We start from the raw sequence: 18399 nt of genomic DNA on the forward strand, positions 1-18399 counted from the left end.
GCCGGTCTACGATCGGTCCATGTCCCGCACCGCCCCCCGCTCTGACCCTGGTCGACGTCCTGACCGCCGCACGCTCCGCGTCGACGGCGCTCGCGACCGCGACGACCGCCGTCAAGGACGCCGCCCTCCGCGCGATCGCGCTCGAGCTGCGTGCGGGCACGGCCGAGATCGTGACGGCGAACCACGAGGACCTCGTCGCGGGGGGAGGACGCCGGCCTGTCGTCGGGTCTGCTCGACCGACTGCGGCTCGACGTGGCCCGGGTCGATGCCCTCGCGGACGCCGTCGAGCACGTCGTCGGCCTGACCGACCCGGTCGGCCAGCACGTCCGGGGATCGGTCCTGCCGAACGGCCTGCAACTCACGCAGGTCCGCGTGCCGTTCGGGGTCGTCGGCGCGATCTACGAAGCACGACCGAACGTGACCGTCGACATCGCCTCCCTGGCCCTGAAGTCCGGCAACGCGGTCGTCCTGCGCGGCGGGTCGGCGGCGCAGCGGACGAACGCGGTCCTGGTCGCACGGATCCAGGACGCCGTCGCCTCGGTCGGACTCCCGCGGGAACTGGTCCAGACCATCGACGAGTTCGGCCGGCAGGGCGCGACCGAGCTCATGCGTGCCCGTGGGCTCGTCGACGTGCTCATCCCGCGGGGGGGAGCGCCTCCCTGATCCAGACCGTCGTGACCGAGTCCCAGGTGCCGGTGATCGAGACCGGGGCCGGGGTCGTGCACGTGTTCCTCGACGAGTCCGCGCCGCTCGACCGGGCCGTGGACATCGTCCTGAACAGCAAGGTGCAGCGGCCGAGCGTGTGCAACGCCCTCGAGACCCTGCTGGTGCACGAGCGGGCCGCGGAACGGCTGTTGCCCGTGCTCGCCGACCGGCTCCGTGGCGCCGGGGTGACCCTCCGTGGCGACGACGCCACGCGGACGATCGTGCCCGGGGTCCTGCGCGCGACCGAGGCCGACTGGGCGACCGAGTCGATGGACCTCGACCTGTCGATCCGGGTCGTGCCGGACGTGGACGCGGCCATGGCGCACATCGCCCGGTGGTCGACGCACCACACCGAGTCGATCGTGACGAACGACGTCGACACGGCGGAGCACTTCCTGGCCGGGGTCGACTCCGCCGTCGTCATGGTGAACGCCTCGACCCGGTTCACCGACGGGGGCGAGTTCGGTTTCGGGGCCGAGGTCGGGATCTCGACGCAGAAGTTGCACGCCAGGGGGGCCGATGGGGCTCCCGGAGCTCACGAGTACCAAGTGGCTCGTGCGCGGGCAGGGACACATCCGCGGCTAGGATGGTCCGGAGTCTTCCTCGACCGATCGGAGCACTGCCAGATGTCACTCCTCGCTGAGGCCGCCGAGCACGCGGCCGGCGTCCCCGCGATCGTCTACCCGATCGTCGCCGCCTGCTTCTTCACCTTCCTGGGCTTCGTCACGTGGAGCTTCCGCGACGTCGCCTACCGCCACTCGCACAAGTTCCAGGCCACCCGGCAGCACGAGACCGGCGTGGACGAGTTCGGCCACTCGAAGATCTGACCAGCCCCCCCGATGCTCGAGAGCACGGGTCGGCCGCGCATCGGGGTGATGGGCGGGACGTTCGACCCGATCCACCACGGTCACCTCGTGGCGGCGTCCGAGGTCGCGAAGCACTTCGACCTCGACGAGGTCGTGTTCGTCCCGACCGGTCAGCCGTACATGAAGGCGGACGTCACCGACGCCGAACACCGGTACCTGATGACGGTCATCGCGACGGCGTCGAACCCGATGTTCACGGTCAGCCGGGTGGACATCGACCGCCCGGGTCCGACCTACACGGTGGACACCCTCCGCGACCTCCGCGAGCAGCGCCCCGACGCGCAGCTCGTGTTCATCTCCGGAGCGGACGCGGTCCAGCAGATCCTGGACTGGAAGGACCACGACGGCCTCTGGGACCTGGCGCACTTCGTCGCCGTGACCCGACCGGGACACGCGTTGAGCATCACCGGACTCCCAGAACGGGACGTTAGTGTCCTCGAGGTCCCCGCGCTGGCGATATCCTCGACCGACTGCCGCGATCGGGTGAGAGGCGGGTCCCCCGTCTGGTACCTCGTACCGGACGGCGTCGTCCAGTACATCTCGAAGCACCATCTGTATCGGAGCGTTGCATGAGTCCGTCCGACGCGCAGCCGCCCCTGTCGCGGCGTCAGATGCGCGAGCGTGAGCGCGCCGCGTCCGGCGGTGCCCAGCCCGTGACCCCACCGCCGACCGTCGCCGCGACCAGCGCGCCGGAGGCCCGTCGTCGTCCCGGTTCGCACGTCGCGCCCGGCTCCGCGGCGCCCGCCCAGTCGGCCGTCCCGCGGTCCGCCAGCGCACCCTCGGGTGTCCCGGACCAGCCGCCGGCGTCCGCGACGGAGATCGTGCCCGGCACCGGCGGGATGTCCCGCCGACAGCTGCGGCTCCTCCGCGAGGCACAGGAGCAGGGCGGCCGTCCGGTCCCGCTGCAGAACCCCACCCCGCACTCCTCGGACCGCACGGTGCAGGACGTGCTCGGCACCCTGTCCGGTCCGGCCGCCGTCCCGGCCCCGGACGCACAGGTGCCGTCCCTCCCGACGCCCGCCGAGACGGCCGCGTCGAGCGTCGACCCCGAGCGGGCGCCGCTGGTGCCCTTCGGGTTCGCCGGCCCCGCCGACACCGCCGACACCGCAGACCGGTCGGACGACGACGCCGGTCAGGACACCCGCGCTGAGGACGACGGCGGCGAGACCTCGCACTGGCAGGAGCCGAACCCCGAGGTGTCCCACCTCGACCCGGCAGCCGTCGAGCAGGCCACGGCCGCCGACGGATCGCCCGACGCGATCGAGCCCCTCGAGGCGGCGGCCGCGCACGCGGAGGAGCCGCGCCTGCACCGCACCACCTGGGCACCGCACGACGCGGACCCGGACGACCTCGCGGTCACCGACGAGCCGGGTACGACGGCGGGGACCGGTGTCGACGACGTCGTCCCGGCCCCGACCTCCGCCCCGGCTGCAGCGGCTCCCGGCGTGTTCCCGCTCGACCTGGACGACGACGACACGAACGAGGTCCCGCTGCCCGTCGTGCCCGCCGACGCCCAGGTGTCCGGACCGACCTCCGCCGTCCGCCCCGGCTCGGCGTCGGCGCCCGGCTCGGCATCCCGTCCGGCGTCGTCCGATGCCGCCCGCGAGCCGAAGCCGGTCACCACGGCCTTCGAGGCGCCGAGCGGCCACTGGTCCACCTTCGCGCACGACTCGAACGACGCCGAGGTCCACGACGAGGAGACCGGCACCCGCCGCGTCACCGAGGCGCGGTCGAACGCCATCATCCTGCCGAACTCGGCCCTGGCGGACCCGACCGGTGCGCTGAACGCCACCGGCGAGGTCATCCTCACCGGGTCGATCGACCTGCCGTCCTCGCTGTCCTCGACCGGGTCGCACCGGCCGATCGACGGCGCCGAGGTCGACCGGCTGCTCGACCAGCAGGACGAGCAGCCCGACACCGACGCCAGCCCGGTGCGCGCGAGCCGTGCGGTGTCGAGCCACACCTCGACGCGGCAGGTCGTCCTGGCCGCGGCGAAGCCCAAGGACTCGAAGACGCCCGTGGTCCTGGCGGTCGCGGCCAGCGCGGTCGGGGTCGTCGCGGCGGGCGTGATCGTCGTCGCCCTGGTGGCCACCAACTTCTTCGGCTCGTAGCCGATCACCGGGTCGTCGGTCCGGGCTCACCGTCCTCGTCGGCGTGGCCGTCGTCGGCGGTCTGACCTATGATCGACACCCATCATGAACATCGCGACGCCTCCGTCGGGATGACCACCGGAAGGAATCCGTGACCGCCTCCGCTCGCGCACTCGAACTCGTGCAGATCGCCGCCCAAGCGGCCGACTCCAAGCAGGCCGAGGACCTCGTCGCCCTCGACGTCACCCGACCGCTCCAGCTCACCGACGTCTTCCTGCTCGCCACCGGCCGCAACGAGCGCAACGTGCTCGCCATCGCCGACGAGATCGAGGACCGCATGCTCGAGGCCGGTTCGAAGCCGCTGCGTCGTGAAGGCCGCAGTGAAGGCCGATGGGCGCTGATCGACTTCGGGGACATCGTCGTGCACGTCTTCCACGAGGAAGAGCGCCAGTACTACTCCCTCGAGCGACTCTGGTCGGACTGCCCGGTCATCCCGCTCGACCTCCCGGTCGACCAGACGCAGGCGGCCGAACAGTCCGCGTAGCGGCGACGCGCCCGGGAGGCGACGGCGATTTCGTTCCCCCCGTCTCCGCGTGGTGTACGCTGTACTGGTGCCTCCGGGGAACCGGAGGGACACCGACAGGCCGCTTGCGGCCGACGGGTCTGTGGCGCAGCTGGTAGCGCACCTGCATGGCATGCAGGGGGGGTCAGGGGTTCGAGTCCCCCTCAGATCCACCACCGAAGCCCCGTTGCTCCCCGAGCAACGGGGCTTCTCCCGTTCCCGCCCCGGCGCCCGCCCGGGTCCCCGCGGCCGATACGCTGACCGCATGAGCAGCGCAGCCCCCCGGTCCGGGTCCCAGACGTCGATCGCATCCTCCGGCTACACCGCCGACATCGCGAGCGTCGGCGCGACCCTGCGGGCACTCCGCCACGACGGCCGCGACCTCGTCACCACCTTCGACGCGGACGAGGTACGACCGGTCTTCCGTGGGGCGGTCCTCGCCCCGTGGCCGAACCGAGTGGTGGACGGCCGGTACACCTTCGGCGGGACCGAGCACGAACTCGCCCTGACCGAGCCGAAGCGCTCCCACGCCCTGCACGGACTGGTCGCCTGGACGGAGTTCGCCGTGCTGGAACACGACGTCGACCGTGTGGTGCTCGCCACGACCGTGCAGCCGCAGGAGGGGTACCCGTACCGGGTCGAGGTCCGCGTGGAGTACCGCCTCGACGCCGACGGCCTGCACACCACCGTCACCGGCACGAACACCGGCGACGACCGGGCACCGTGGGGGGACCGGCCCGCACCCGTACCTCCTCGCCGGCGCGGGCACGGTCGACGACTGGACGCTGACGCTCCCGGCCGCCGAGGTCCTCGAGGTCACCGAGGACCGGCTCATCCCGACCGACCTGGTCCCGGTGCACGACGAGTTCGACCTCCGGACGCCGACGCACATCGGACCGCGGTTCATCGACCACGCCTTCACCGGCTTCGACCGCGACACCGACGGCATCGCGGCGATCACCGTCACGGCAGCGGACGGACACGGCGTCCGGGTCGCCTTCGGCCCTGAGTGCGGGTGGGCGCAGGTGCACACCGCCGACCACGTGGTCCCCGGGTACCACCGTGCCGGGCTGGCCGTCGAGCCGATGACCTGCGCGCCGAACGCCTTCAACGGGGACGCCTTCGCCGCCGACGTGGACGCCGGCCTCGTCGTGCTCGAGCCGGGCACCGCCCACGCCGCCGCATGGACGATCTCCGCGGTCTGACGGCCGAGGCGGTTCCCACCCCGTCCGTCGAGGGAGGCGCCGGCCCGCGGCTCGAGACCCGCAGGCTCGACGGCCCGGTCGACCTCGCCGTGCTCGCCAGGAGGACCACGACCGACCTGGTCTGGTTCGACTCCGCACTGCCGGAGGGGGCCCCACCGTCGGCGGGGCTCCGTGCCGCGTGGTCGGTGCTCGCCCTCACGGACGGGCCGTTCGCCGCGCGGTTCCGTCACCAGGACCGTGTCGCCCGGCTCGACGTGTCGCCTGCCGCGGGGTCGTGGTTCGGGTCGTCCCGGGTCGAGGACCGAGCCGCGTTCGCCGTCCTCGACGACCTCCTGCAGCGCACACCGACGCTGGACGCACCGGTGGACGGCTGTGCGTTCGCGCTCGGGTGGGTCGGCTTCCTCGGGTACGAGCTCGGGCGTGAGGTCGACGGGCCCGACCGGACCGCGGACGGACACGCGGACGCCGACCTCCGGTTCGTGGACCGTGCGGTCCTCGTGCGGGGGGGACGGAGCCGCCTGGGCGCTGACCCTCGTGGACGACGACGAGCCGGACGCGTCCGCGGCGAACCGCGCCTGGTCGGCCGGGCTGTGCGGCGCGGACCCGGACGACCGGGGGGCTGGCCGCTCCGGAGCCGCACGACGACCTGGCGGACCGGGCCACGGGCCTCCCGGACGGTGGTCGGGAGCCCGACCGGTCCCTCCTGGAGGCGTGTGGTCGCGTCGACCGCGCGGCCTACGAGCGTGCGGTGGACACGTGCCGTGACGAGATCCGCGAGGGCAACGCGTTCCAGGTGTGCTTGACGACGGCGTTCGCCGTCCCGGACGTACCGGACGCACCAGACGCACCGGACGCCCTGGACCGCCCCGGGGCCGCCGGTGACCGCCACCTGGCGGAGTACCTGCGGATCCGCCGGAGCGATCCGGTGCCGTTCGGCGCGTACCTGCGGACCGGTGACCTGCGGATCGCCAGCCGGTCCCCGGAGCGGTTCCTGCGCATCGACGCCGACGGCGGTGTGCTGGCCGAGCCGATCAAGGGCACCAGACCGCGTCACGTCGACCCGGTCGAGGACGCCGTGGTGCGCGCCGACCTGTCGACCAGCGCCAAGGACCGGGCCGAGAACGTGATGATCGTGGACCTGCTGCGGAACGACCTGCAGCGGACGGCGCGCCCGGGGTCGGTGCGCGTCGAACGGCTCTGCGACGTCGAGACGTACGCGAGCGTCCACCAGATGGTGTCGACGATCGCCGGTGTCCTGGCACCCGGGGCCTCCCGGGCCGCGGTCGTGCGGGCGGCCTTCCCGCCGGGGTCGATGACGGGAGCGCCGAAGCGCAGTGCGACGGCGATCGCGGACCGGCTGGAGGGTGCCCCGCGCGGGGTGTACGCCGGGGCGATCGGGTACTTCTCGGCCAGCGGTGCGGTCGATCTGTCGGTGGCCATCCGGACACTGGTGACGGTCCTCCACCCGGACGGGTCCGTGCGGCGCAGGACGCTCGGGGCGGGCGGCGCGGTGACGTGGTCGTCCTCGCCGGAGGACGAGGCCGACGAGGTCGAGGCGAAGACGGTGTCGGTGCTCCGCGGGGTGGGCGCGGCGGCGCACTGGTGACCATCGAACGGGTGTTCGAACCGCTGTCCACCGGATGTCGGTGCCGGTTGACATCATCGAACACATGTTCGAACATGAGGGCATGCAGACGGCGACGGCACTCCGGTCGTCCGACGAGCGCAGCGACCGCGGACGCGGGGACCGCGAGCACGTCGGGCGGAACGGTGCTGCTCGCGGGGGGCGCGGACGGGGCTCGCGGGGCCGACCACGTCGGAGCAGCGCGGGCGGCACTCGACCGGATCACCTCGCTGCGGTCGCGGGTGGCCGACATGGAGTCCACCCGGGTGGACACCGACGGGCTGCCCACCGCGGACGCCCTCGCCCCGCTGCTGCCGGGCGGTGCGATCCGCGCGGGTGGCACCTACGCCGTGCCGGAGTCGGTGCTGCTCGCCCAGACGATGCTGCAGGCGGCATCGGCGGCCGGCGCGTGGTGCGCAGTGGTCGGCGTGCCCTCGTTCGGTGTGGAGGCGGCGGCCGCGGCGGGGATCGACCTGGAACGGCTCGTGCTGGTGCCGGACCCGGGCGACCAGTGGCTCGCGGTGACCGCGGCCCTCGCCGACGTCGCGCAGATCGTCCTCACCCGTCCCCTCGGGCGCGTGGTGCCCGGTGACGTCGCCCGGCTCTCCGCGCGTCTCCGGCAGCGCGGGGCCGCACTCGTCGCGCTCGGGTCCTGGCCCGGGGCGGACGTCACCCTGCGCGTCACCGAGTCCCGGTGGAGCGGGATCGGCCACGGTCACGGGTACCTCACCGAGCGACGGGTGACCGTCACCGCGTCGGGGCGCGCCGGTGCGGTCCGACCGACGAGCGCCGAACTGCTGCTGCCCGCTGCGGACGGCTCGGTCCGCGCGGCCGTCCCGACGACCGCGGTCGCCGCGGTGCCGGTCGACGAGCGGGTCCTGCGTCCCGTCGCGGTGGCGTCGTGAGCCCCCCGCGGGCGCCGAGCGCTGGTGGGCACGCCGACGGGCGGGGGAGCAGGCGCTGCACTGTCGGGCGTCGGGATGCCCGGTGTCGGGATGCCCGGTGCGGGAGCCGTCCGTGCGGACGCGCTCAGCCGGGGAGCGGGGCTGCCGGAACCCCCCGCCGACCCGCACGATCGTCCTCTGGTGCCCGGACTGGCCCGTCATCGCGGCCGCCCGGGCAGCCGGATCGCCCCCGGAACAACCGTTCGCCCTCATCGCCAAGGGCCTGGTCTTCGCCAGCTCCGCCTCGGCCCGGCAGGTCGGGGTGGTCCGAGGGCTGCGGGTGCGGGAAGCACAGGCACGCTGCACCGACCTCGTCACCCAGCCGTACGACGACGCGCTCGACCACCGTGCGTTCGAGCCGGTCATCCGCGCCATCGAGGAAGCAGCACCCGGGGTGGAGGTCCTGCGCCCCGGGACGATCGCGCTGCGGGCCCGCGGTCCGGCGCGCTACCACGGTGGAGAACGGGCCGCGGCGACCGTCCTGGCGGGCATCGCGGCCGACCACGGCGCACCGGGTGTCCGGGCCGGGGTGGCCGACACCCCGTTCGCCGCCGAGCAGGCCGCACGGGCACGACCGCGGCGGCCCGGGGAGCGCGTCCGGATGGTGCCGGTCGGCGGGTCGGCGGAGTTCCTCGCCCCGCTGCCGCTCGGCGTGCTCGGCGACCCGGACCTCGCGATGGTCCTCGGCCGACTCGGGATCGCGACGCTCGGGGACTTCGCCGCGCTCACCGACGAACAGGTGCGCGACCGGTTCGGCGTCCCGGGGGCGTTCCTGCACCGCCTGGCCGGCGGGCGCGACCCGCGGGAGGTCTCCGCGCGCGAGGTGCCGCCCGACCTCGAGGTCCAGGCGTCCTTCGAACCGCCCCTCGACCGCGCCGACCAGATCGCCTTCGCGTTCCGCCGCTCCGCCGACGACTTCGCCGCGAAGCTCCGTGCAGCCGGTCTCGTGGCGACGACGATCCGGGTCGGCATCGTCGACGAGCGGGACGTCCTGCTCGAACGGGTGTGGGCGCACCCGCGGTGGTTCGACGCGGCCGACGTGGTGGACCGGGTGCGGTGGCAGCTCGCCGGCGGGGTCGACCCGACCGGGCTCGAGGCGCCGGTCACCTCGGTCGTGCTCGAACCCGTCGCGGTGGACGACCTCGCGAACCACGAGCGCGGACTCTGGGGCTCCGGACCCGACGAGCGGGTGCACCACGGCCTGGCCCGCGTACAGGGCATGGTCGGGCACGACGGTGTCGTCACGCCCCGGATCGGTGGCGGCCGCACGCTGGCGGAACGAATCGTGCTCGTGCCGTGGGGGGGACGCACCGGCCGGGGGCGAGCGCGCCCTCGCGGTGGTCCGGGACCGCCCGTGGCCGGGCAAGCTGCCCGGGCCGCCGCCGGCGACGGTCCTCGAGCGGCCGCGTCCGGTGGACGTCGTCACGGCGGACGGCGGTCCGGTGGACGTCGACGACCGGGGCACCCTGACCGGCGAACCCGGACGCTTCCGGTCGGACGGCGACCGCGGCGGACGGTTCGCACCCGTCACGGCGTGGGCGGGGCCGTGGCCGCTCGTCGTGCGGTGGTGGGAGTCGGGCGGACGACGACTGCACCGCCTGCAGCTCGTCGACGCCGAGGGGCGGGCGTGGTACCTGGTCCTCGCCGACCACCGCTGGTGGGCAGAGGCGATCGCGACGTGAAGGACGGACACTGATGGGGTACAACAACCCGCCGATCCCGTGGTCGCAGTTCGAGCGCGCCCTCTCCGACAAGCGGAGCCCGGGGACGACCCCCCGAGGGCGACGGCGGCGACAGCCCGGCCTGGTCGCGGAAGCGTGCGCCGTACCGTCCGGCGGACGTCGCCTCGCCGGACGCGCCGCCCGCGGTGCCGTACGCGGAACTCCACGCGCACTCGACCTTCAGCTTCCTGGACGGGGCGAGCCCGCCCGAGCACCTGCTCGAGGAGGCCGCGCGACTCGGCCTGCACGGACTGGCGATCACCGACCACGACGGCTTCTACGGTGCCGCGCGGATGGCCGAGGTCGCCGAGACGTACCCGAGCGTCACCACCGTCTACGGCGCCGAGCTGTCCCTCGGACTGACCGGACCGCAGAACGGCGTACCCGACCCGGAGGGCTCGCACCTGCTGCTCCTCGCCGACGGGCAGGACGGGTACCACCGGCTGGCCGGCGCGGTGACGGCCGCGCACCTCGCCGCGGGCTCCGAGAAGGGGCGTCCCCGGTACGACCTCGACGACCTCGCCGAGCGGTCGGGCGGACGGTGGCGGGTGCTCACCGGCTGTCGGAAGGGCACCGTCCGCCAGGCCCTCGAACGCGGCGGCGAGAGCGCTGCCGACCAGGCGCTGCGGGCGCTGCTCGACCGGTTCGGGACGGGCTCCGTCGTCGTGGAGCTCTCCGACCACGGGGACCCGCTCGACAGCGCCCGGAACGACGTCCTCGCCGCGCTCGCCGCCCGGCACGCGCTGCCCGTCGTGGCGACCGGGAACGTGCACTACGCCACCCCGGACCGGTTCCCGGTGGCGACCGCCCTGGCCGCCGTCCGCGCCCGGCGCAGCCTGGACGAGATCGACGGGTGGCTGCCCGCCGCCGACACCGCGCACCTCCGGTCCGGCGCCGAGATGGCCAGGCGGTTCGCCCGGTGGCCGGGTGCCGTCGAACGGAGCGTGGTGCTCGCCGACGAACTCGGCTTCCAGCTGAAGACCGCGAAGCCCGGGCTGCCCGACCTCGACGTGCCGGACGGCCACACGGCGATGACCTGGCTGCGCGAACTCACCTGGCGTGGGGCCCGCCGGTTCTACCCCGGGGACGCGGACGGCGTCGACGCGCACAAGCGGGAGCGCATCGAACGCGAGCTGTCGGTCATCGAGGACAAGGGCTTCCCCCGGGTACTTCCTCATCGTGCGTGACATGGTGCAGTTCGCCCGCGAGCGGGGGGATCCTCTGCCAGGGGCGGGGTTCGGCCGCGAACTCGGCGGTCTGCTACCTGCTCGAGATCACCGCCGTCGACTCGATCCGGTACGGCCTGCCGTTCGAGCGGTTCCTGTCGGCCATGCGCGACGAGGAACCGGACATCGACGTGGACTTCGACTCCGACCGGCGCGAAGAGGTCATCCAGTACGTCTACGACAAGTACGGCCGGTTCAACGCCGCGCAGGTCGCGAACGTCATCACCTACCGGCCGAAGGGTGCGGTGCGGGACATGGCGAAGGCACTCGGACACAGCCCCGGACAGCAGGACGCCTGGTCGAAGCAGGTCGAACGGTGGGGTTCGGTCACCGAGAGCCAGGACCACGACATCCCGGAGCCGGTGGTCGACCTGGCCCAGCAGGTCCTCGGGTTCCCGCGGCACCTCGGCATCCACTCCGGCGGGATGGTCCTGACCGACCGGCCGGTGGGCGAGGTCGTGCCGATCGAGCACGCCCGGATGGACGGTCGGACCGTGCTGCAGTGGGACAAGGACGACTGCGCGTACATGGGGCTCGTGAAGTTCGACATGCTCGGACTCGGCATGCTCGCCGCGCTGCAGTACTCGTTCGACCTGGCCGCCGACCACTGCGGGGAGCGGTGGGACATGCACTCCATCCCGAAGGAGGAGCAGGGCGTCTACGACCAGCTCTGTCGCGCGGACACGATCGGCGTGTTCCAGGTGGAGTCCCGTGCGCAGATGGGCACGCTGCCCCGGTTGCTGCCGCGTCGGTTCTACGACCTCGTGATCGAGGTCGCCCTCGTGCGCCCCGGGCCGATCCAGGGCGGGGCGGTGCACCCGTACATCCGCCGGCGCACGGGTGAGGAACCGGTGACCTACATCCACCCCGCGCTCGAACCGGTGCTGGAACGGACGCTCGGGGTCCCGCTGTTCCAGGAGCAGCTCATGCAGATGGCCATCGCGGTCGGCAACTGCTCCGGGGACGACGCCGACCTGCTCCGTCGGGCGATGGGGTCGAAGCGCGGCCTCGAGAAGATCGACCGGCTCCGGGACAAGCTCTACCGGGGCATGGCGGAGAACGACATCCACGGCGAGGACGCCGACGCCATCTACGCCAAGATCCAGGCGTTCGCGAACTTCGGCTTCGCGGAGAGCCACTCGATCAGCTTCGCGCTCATCGTCTACGCGAGCGCGTGGATGCGGCTGCACTACCCGGGGGCGTTCCTGGCGGCGCTGCTCCGTGCACAGCCGATGGGGTTCTACTCGCCGCAGACCCTCGTAGCCGACGCCCGCCGGCACGGGGTCCGCGTGCTCCGGCCGGACATCCTGCGGTCCGAGGTCGACGCGACGCTCGAACCGATCGAGGGTCTGACGGACGCGGTCGGGGACGACGCCTGTCTGGCCACCGAGCAGCCGCCGGTGTTGCCGTTCGATCGGGACGCCCCCGACGACACCGCCGCACACCGTCGTGACGGTGCCTCCGCCGTGCGGCTCGGCCTCGCCGAGGTCGCGTCGCTCGGCCGCCGGAGCGCCGAGCGGATCGTCGCCGAGCGGCGGGCGAACGGACCGTTCACGGACATGTCCGACCTCGCACGCCGGGTCGGCCTCACCACCGCGCAGCTCGAGGCGCTCGCCGCCGCGGACGCGTTCGAGTCGCTCGGGGTCGATCGTCGTGGTGGCATGTGGTCGGCGGCGCAGGCGGCGGCGGAGCGCCCCGACCAGCTGCCGGACACCCAGGTCGTCGTGCAGCCGCCGCTGTTCGGGCAGATGACGAGCGGGGACGTCCTCATCGCGGACATGTGGTCGACGGGGATGTCCACGGACGACCACCCCGTCGGGCACCTCCGCGAGCGGTTGTCGGCGCGCGGGGTGCTCAGCGTCGAGGACACCAGGACGGCGGAGACCGGCCGGCGCGTGGAGGTCGGCGGGATCGTGACGCACCGGCAGCGCCCGGCGACGGCGTCGGGGATCACGTTCCTCAACGTCGAGGACGAGTCCGGCCTGGTGAACGTCATCTGCAGCGTCGGGGTGTGGGGCCGGTACCGCCGGGTGGCACGGGAGTCCCCTGCGGTCATCGTGCGGGGGGATCCTCGAGCGGTCACCGGACGGGGTGGTCAACCTCGTCGCGGACCGCATCGAGCACCTCCCGCTCGCCGTCCGGACACGGTCGCGGGACTTCCAGTGACCGCCGCTCCCGTCCCCGGGACGCACCGCTGGTGACGACACACCGGGAGCCTGTGACGCGCACCGACCGCCGCTTCCGTCCGGGTCAGTGCGCTGCGCGCACCGCCGGAGCGTCCCGCACCTCGGGCACCCGCACGGTCACCTCGAGCCCACCCGTCGGCAGGTTGCGGAGGGCCGCCGTGCCGCCCGCCCGCTCCGCCACCGCCCGCACGATCGCGAGCCCGAGGCCGGACCCGCCCGGCATCGGGACCCCGCCGGTGGTCGGGTCCGGGTCGCGGCGGGACGTGCGGGCCTCGTCGGGTCGGGTGAAGCGGTCGAACGCGACCGGCACGAACGACTCCGGGACGCCGGGGCCGTCGTCCGTGACCTGCAGCACCCCCCTCGCCGGAGGCGGCCCGCCAGCTGACGAGCACGGTGCCTCCGCGGGGGGAGCGCCGCGACGGCGTTGCCGGCGGTGTTCGTGACGAGCTGTGCCATGCCCCCGGTGTCGAGCCGGTACCGCGGCTCGTCGGAACCGTCGGAACCGTCGGCCACGGTCGGCGGTTCGAGTTCGAAGTCGACGGTGACGTCCTTCGCGCTCGCGATGAGCCGCACCCGGTCGACGGCGGCCATCACCTCGTCACCGAGGTCCGACCAGGTCGTGGCGGACTGCGGGGCACCGTCGGCCGCGCGGCGCTCCGACTCCTCGATCCGCGAGAGCGTGAGCAGGTCGTTGGCCAGTCGTGAGAGCCGGGCGACGCTGTTCTTCGCCCGCTCGATGTGCGCGGCGAGTGCGCGGGCGTCGTCCCGGTCGAGCGCGGCGAGGTCGAGCTGCGTGGTGAGGATCGCCAGCGGTGTGCGGAGCTCGTGGCTCGCGTCCGAGACCATCTGTCGTTCGCGTTCGGTGGCCTGTCGCGTCCGCGCCAGGAAGGCGTTGAGGGTCGTCGCGAGCGAGGCGAGTTCGTCCTGCGCCGGGCCGACCGGCAACTCGGCACGTTCGGGGGGCGACGGACAGCCGCTCGGCTTCGCGACGCATCCGGTTGACCGGACGGAGTGCGGTGGTGGCCAGCACCCACGACGCGACGCCGAAGGCCAGGAGGATCGCCAGACCGGTGAAGGACAGCGTCGTGGTGAGTTCGTCGACGACGATCGCCTCGGCCTGCGAGTTGCGGGCAGCGACGACGGTCCAGCGACCGGCCTGGTTCACCGGGTGTTCGACGACCACGCGGTACTGGGACCCGCCGAGCTCGACGACCGAGGTGCCGGCCGGCGTCGTCCGCAGACTGCCGAGCGACTGCTCGAGGCGGCGCGGCATCGAGGACAGGGTGATCTCACCGGTGGGGGAGACCACGGCGACGAACTGGGCGTTGCCGGGTGGTGAGAGGTTCGGGTCGCTGTCGACCTCGAGCGTCGCGACGTACGGGTCCGTGTCGGCGTCGAGCAGGGTCTCGGTGGCGCTCGCCACGACGTTGACCACCTGCAGGCGCATCACGAGCACGAGCAGGGCGATGACGACGGCGGCGATGACGGTCGACCCGATCGTGATCCGGGCGCGCAACGACAGCGACCGCAGCCGGGACGGCCGGCGCCCCGGCACCCGCCCCGCGGTCACGCCGCCGTCCGACCGCACCACGCGGTCGTCAGGCCGTGACGAGGTCGAGTCGGTAGCCCCGACCGCGCACGGTGCTGATGGCCACGGTGGCCTCCTGCGCGACGAGCTTCTTCCGCAGGTAGGAGATGTACTGCTCGACGACGTTCGGGTCCACGTGCTGCGACCCGTCCCAGACCTCCTCGAGGATCTTCGGCCGGTCGACGACGGTGCCGACCGAGCGCGCGAGGAGGCGCAGCAGGGCGAACTCGGTGGGGCTCATCGCGACCCGCTGCCCCTTGACGGACACGCGACGGGCCTCCGAGTCGATGGAGACGTCCCCGACCTCGATGGTGCGCGGGGCGCCGGTCGGCTCGCGACGCCCCAGGGCCCGCAGACGTGCGGTGAGCTCGGCGAAGGCGAAGGGCTTGGTGAGGTAGTCGTCCGCGCCCGCGTCGAGCCCGAACACACGGTCGTCGACGGCGTCCCGCGCGGTCACGAGCAGGATCCGGACCGGGTCCTCGCGCTCGCGGACGCGCCGCGCCAACTCGAAGCCGGACATGCCGGGCATCATCACGTCGACCACGGCGATGTCGTAGGGCTGCTCGCCCAGGGCGATGAGTGCCTCCACACCGTTCTCGACCGCGGTGACGCGGTACCCCTCGGCGGCGAGCCCGCGCTCCATGAGCGCGCGCATCTCGTCGTCGTCCTCGACCACCAACAAGCGCATCTGGACCTCCTGCGACCATCGTGGCACCGAACGCGGACCGCGTGGGCGGTTCCGTCGTCACGACGCCTGAGCAGCGACACAGCCGACCGGTGCGGGCTGCGGTCAGTGGACACCCGAGACTGACGGGTACTGACGGTACCCCCTTCGTTGCTATGCTCCGCCTCGGACGCTGCACCCGACAGACCGTCCTGTACTTGGGGGGAAGCATGCACGACCCGGACCTTCCGGAGATCGTCCGCCTGCGCGCCGAGCTCGACTCCGCCTGGAAGGGCGTCGTCGGCCTCGGAGCGCTCGACGGACCACACCGCGACCGCGTGGTCGCCGACCTGCGCACGGCCGTGCCGGACAGCGCCGGTCGCGCAGCACGGGCGGTCGGACCGGAGGCGGTGGTCGCCGAGATCGGCCGGTTCGCCGACGTGGAGATGGGCACCTCGGACCCGACGTGGCCCGCAGCCGACGTCTGGCGCGAGGTGCTGTCCACCGCCACCGAGGCCGCACGGGCAGCGGGCGAGCGGGTCTGCTGAACCGGGGGGCCGGCGTCAGTCGTCCTCGCCGAGGAGTTCCTCGCGCACGCGTCGGACGTCCTCGAGCAGGGCCCCGATGAGCACCCAGTGCCGGGAGTTCGGCCGGACCACCGCGAGCGGGGCCGTCAGGGCGTGCTCGAGCCTGGCGTCCTCCGGGCCGTCGTCGAGTTCACCCGGCGTCAGCCGCGCTGACTCCACCTGTGCACCGAGGCGTCGGACGTCGGCGCCGATCCGGGCGACCTCGGTGGCGATCCGACCGACCATCGGGTCGGCCCGCAGGTCGGGGGGCGGTGTTGTCCCGGACGGCACGGGTCATGCCGGTCACGCGCGTGACGAGGACCCGGAGGTGTTCGGCGACCGCGACGTCGCGCTCGAGGATCGTGCGGTGCCGGCCGCCACGCGGGTTCATCGTGAGGGAGTCGCGCGCCGACGTCAGCGCCGCCTCGGTCCTGCCGTGCTGCTGGCGGAGTGCGCGGGCCTGGCGGAGTGCCTCGTCCCACCGTCCGGCGTCCCACCCCTCGGTCAGTCCGACGGCGATCCGCTCGAAGGCGGCGGCCGTGTCCCGGGCGAGCCGCGCGACCGCCAGGTGCGCGGGTTCGATGAGCACCGGCGGGACGATGACGGCGTTCACCGCGAGGGCGACGACCGCGCCGACCACGGTCTCGAGGATCCGGTCGGCCGAGTAGTTCGGCGTGACGACACCCGCGGTGAGCACGAGCATGCCGCTGATGCCGACCTGCGTCGCGGAGGTCGGTGTGAGCCGCAGTGCCCAGGCGAGCAGGATCGCGAGGACGACGACGAGCAGGACGACCGCGACGGCGTCGCCGAGGAGCAGGTGCACCCCGGTGGCGAGCACCACGCCGAGCAGCACGCCCGCGCTCCGCTCGAGGCCCTTGACGAACGACTGGTTGATGCTCGGCTGGACGACGAGCAGGGCGGCGATCGCGGCGAAGGTCGGGAAGGGCCCGCGGATGAGCAGTTCGCACAGGAGCACCGCCGCGACCACCGCCACCGCGGTCTTCACGACCTGCAGGAAGGGTGTGCGACTCGAGCTGCGGAGGGGCGCGACCGGGTTCACGCTCCCACGGTAGCCACGAGCCGCACGCCGAGCCGGGCACGAACGCGACGGATCCCCGGTGACACGGTTGACTGTGGGCGTGTGGCCGAACCATGAGCGAGTCATCCCCGAGGCCTTCGCGGGGTCCGGGACGACGGTCGTCGCCGCGCGCGCGCACTCGGTCGAGCCGTCCGGCAACGGCTACCTGTACGGCTACGAGGTGGACACCGTCGACCGGGCAGGCCAGCGCGCCACCGTCCTGACCTACGTCGACACCGGTGGCACCCACGACCAGAACAGCGCCATCGTCACCGACCCGACGACCGGCGACCCGGTGTCGGTGTGGGCCTACCCGAACGACCCGGGCCTCCCGGTCCTGCCGCAGGTGACGTACCGCGACGCCGTCGCGGAGCTCCTCACCACGCTCGGGCTGCCGGTGACGAACCCGACGCTGACGGTCGCCGCGTACCGACCGGGGGAAGCGCGCCGTCGTCCGGGTGGACGCCCCGGAACGGACTATGTTCATCAAGATCGTCCGTCCGCACCGGGTCGCCCCGATCGTCCGGACCCACGAGCAGTTCGCAGCCGCCGGCCTGCCCGTGCCGCGGGTGCTGGCGAGCCGCGGCGACGGACTGCTCGTCCTCGAACTCGTCCGCGGCGTGCCCGCCGGCAGCCGCATCACCGACATCGCCGACGACCCGCGGTTCGTGGCGTCCCTCGCCGCGCTCACCGGGCGGATCGCCACGGTGCCGATGACGCAGCAGGCCCGGGCCGACGCGATGGACCACGCCGACTGGCACCGTCGGACGCTGACGACCGCGCTCCCCGGCGACGCCGAGGAGATCGACCGGCTGTACGACGCCATCGGCCGCCGCTCCATCGGGTGGGCCGCGGGCCAGAAGCAGGTCGTGCACGGGGACCTGCACCTCGAGCAGGTGTTCGTCGACGAGGACGAGCCCTGGCGCATCTCCGGCCTGCTCGACATCGACACCGCCGGGTGGGGACACCCGGTGCGCGACATCGGCGCCGTGGTCGCGCACCTCGTCGTCACCGGGCTCTGGCACCGGTCGCGCGGGGACGCCGAGCGTGGGGCCGCCGCCGAGCGTCTCGCCGACGCCGTCGCCCGCGACTGGGTCGCCCGCAACCCGCAGGAGGCCGAGCGCATCGGACCCGCCATCGGCGCGCAGCTCCTCGCCCACGCCGGCGGCCAGGCCACCACCGGGTCGGCGAACGGCATCGCGACGGCGGAGCAGCTGCTCGCCGCGACGCGGGCCGCCCTGGCGGAGCCGGCCCCGAGCCTCCCGTCCGGTTCCGGCCGTCCGCGGTCCGCGCCGCGCGTCTGACCAGCGGTCCCGACGAGGACGGTTCCGGCTGCGGTCCAGGAGGCAGCGCCGCCGTACGTCGACGGCGACC

At 73.6% G+C, this 18399-nt stretch carries 15 protein-coding genes, 1 tRNA gene and 4 pseudogenes; 15 read left to right on the plus strand and 5 right to left on the minus strand.

Annotated elements, in window-relative coordinates; translation table 11 throughout:
- The first annotated feature begins 11 nt into the window (after nt 1-11).
- The 13 genes and pseudogenes from DEJ15_RS07635 (at nt 12) to DEJ15_RS07690 (ending at nt 13109) form a co-directional block, all read left to right on the plus strand.
- Nucleotides 12-1290: pseudogene (locus tag DEJ15_RS07635) on the plus strand (glutamate-5-semialdehyde dehydrogenase).
- 41 nt (nt 1291-1331) lie between these two features.
- The gene (locus tag DEJ15_RS07640) at nt 1332-1532 is read left to right on the plus strand and encodes a hypothetical protein (RefSeq protein ID WP_110823838.1); all 201 of its coding nucleotides are present in this window, start codon (nt 1332-1334) and stop codon (nt 1530-1532) included.
- A 12-nt stretch (nt 1533-1544) separates the two neighbouring features.
- A complete protein-coding gene (nadD, locus tag DEJ15_RS07645; protein WP_110823839.1) occupies nt 1545-2144 on the plus strand; it encodes a nicotinate-nucleotide adenylyltransferase in 600 nt (199 codons plus the stop codon).
- Complete coding sequence (locus DEJ15_RS07650; protein WP_110823840.1) at nt 2141-3682, plus strand: hypothetical protein; 1542 nt, start codon at nt 2141-2143, stop codon at nt 3680-3682. Before nadD ends, DEJ15_RS07650 begins: the two co-directional genes overlap by 4 nt.
- 130 nt (nt 3683-3812) lie before the next feature.
- Nucleotides 3813-4205 carry a ribosome silencing factor gene (rsfS, locus tag DEJ15_RS07655; RefSeq protein ID WP_110823841.1) on the plus strand — a complete coding sequence of 131 codons (393 nt, stop codon included), beginning with the start codon at nt 3813-3815 and terminating at the stop codon, nt 4203-4205.
- Between the two features lie 115 nt (nt 4206-4320).
- Nucleotides 4321-4399 (plus strand) — tRNA-Ala (locus tag DEJ15_RS07660).
- An 89-nt stretch (nt 4400-4488) separates the two neighbouring features.
- Nucleotides 4489-4890: pseudogene (locus DEJ15_RS18145) on the plus strand (aldose epimerase family protein); the annotation flags it as partial.
- Complete coding sequence (locus DEJ15_RS07665) at nt 4811-5428, plus strand: aldose epimerase family protein (RefSeq protein WP_349814866.1); 618 nt, start codon at nt 4811-4813, stop codon at nt 5426-5428. The pseudogene DEJ15_RS18145 and the gene DEJ15_RS07665, both read left to right, overlap by 80 nt.
- Entirely contained in the window at nt 5407-6231 is an 825-nt protein-coding gene (locus DEJ15_RS07670; protein WP_284176069.1) for a hypothetical protein, read from the plus strand. Before DEJ15_RS07665 ends, DEJ15_RS07670 begins: the two co-directional genes overlap by 22 nt.
- On the plus strand, nt 6177-7034 hold the full coding sequence (locus tag DEJ15_RS07675; protein ID WP_284176071.1) for an anthranilate synthase component I family protein: 858 nt from the start codon (nt 6177-6179) through the stop codon (nt 7032-7034). The genes DEJ15_RS07670 and DEJ15_RS07675 overlap by 55 nt, the downstream gene beginning before the upstream one ends.
- A gap of 164 nt (nt 7035-7198) precedes the next feature.
- Entirely contained in the window at nt 7199-7957 is a 759-nt protein-coding gene (gene imuA' / locus DEJ15_RS07680; protein ID WP_284176073.1) for a DnaE2-dependent mutagenesis accessory factor ImuA', read from the plus strand.
- 112 nt (nt 7958-8069) lie between these two features.
- Nucleotides 8070-9692, plus strand: a complete 1623-nt coding sequence (locus DEJ15_RS07685; RefSeq protein WP_284176074.1) for a DNA polymerase Y family protein — start codon at nt 8070-8072, stop codon at nt 9690-9692.
- Nucleotides 9692-13109 (plus strand): annotated as a pseudogene (locus DEJ15_RS07690) (error-prone DNA polymerase). The gene DEJ15_RS07685 and the pseudogene DEJ15_RS07690 overlap by 1 nt, the downstream one beginning before the upstream one ends.
- A gap of 84 nt (nt 13110-13193) precedes the next feature.
- Here the strand turns inward: DEJ15_RS07690 and DEJ15_RS07695 are convergent.
- From DEJ15_RS07695 to DEJ15_RS07705, 3 genes and pseudogenes are all read right to left on the minus strand, one after another.
- Nucleotides 13194-13484 carry an ATP-binding protein gene (locus DEJ15_RS07695; RefSeq protein ID WP_284176077.1) on the minus strand — a complete coding sequence of 97 codons (291 nt, stop codon included), beginning with the start codon at nt 13482-13484 and terminating at the stop codon, nt 13194-13196.
- Between the two features lie 365 nt (nt 13485-13849).
- A pseudogene (locus DEJ15_RS18150) lies at nt 13850-13975 on the minus strand (histidine kinase dimerization/phospho-acceptor domain-containing protein); the annotation flags it as partial.
- Between the two features lie 752 nt (nt 13976-14727).
- Nucleotides 14728-15405 carry a response regulator transcription factor gene (locus DEJ15_RS07705; protein WP_110823845.1) on the minus strand — a complete coding sequence of 226 codons (678 nt, stop codon included), beginning with the start codon at nt 15403-15405 and terminating at the stop codon, nt 14728-14730.
- Nucleotides 15406-15611: 206 nt separating this feature from the next.
- On the opposite strand from DEJ15_RS07705, the gene DEJ15_RS07710 reads away from it, so the two are divergent.
- Nucleotides 15612-15929, plus strand: a complete 318-nt coding sequence (locus DEJ15_RS07710; RefSeq protein ID WP_110823846.1) for a hypothetical protein — start codon at nt 15612-15614, stop codon at nt 15927-15929.
- 15 nt (nt 15930-15944) lie between these two features.
- Here DEJ15_RS07710 and DEJ15_RS07715 read toward each other — a convergent pair whose 3' ends face one another.
- A complete protein-coding gene (locus DEJ15_RS07715) occupies nt 15945-16127 on the minus strand; it encodes a hypothetical protein (protein WP_284176083.1) in 183 nt (60 codons plus the stop codon).
- On the minus strand, nt 16099-17007 hold the full coding sequence (locus tag DEJ15_RS07720) for an FUSC family protein (RefSeq protein WP_284176084.1): 909 nt from the start codon (nt 17005-17007) through the stop codon (nt 16099-16101). The genes DEJ15_RS07715 and DEJ15_RS07720 overlap by 29 nt, the downstream gene beginning before the upstream one ends.
- A 476-nt stretch (nt 17008-17483) precedes the next feature.
- Here DEJ15_RS07720 and DEJ15_RS07725 point away from each other — a divergent pair, with 476 nt between their 5' ends.
- Entirely contained in the window at nt 17484-18329 is an 846-nt protein-coding gene (locus DEJ15_RS07725; RefSeq protein ID WP_284176085.1) for an aminoglycoside phosphotransferase family protein, read from the plus strand.
- The last annotated feature ends 70 nt before the right edge of the window (nt 18330-18399 follow it).

Source organism: Curtobacterium sp. MCJR17_043 (assembly GCF_003224315.2).
In the GTDB taxonomy this organism is placed as follows: Bacteria; Actinomycetota; Actinomycetes; order Actinomycetales; family Microbacteriaceae; genus Curtobacterium.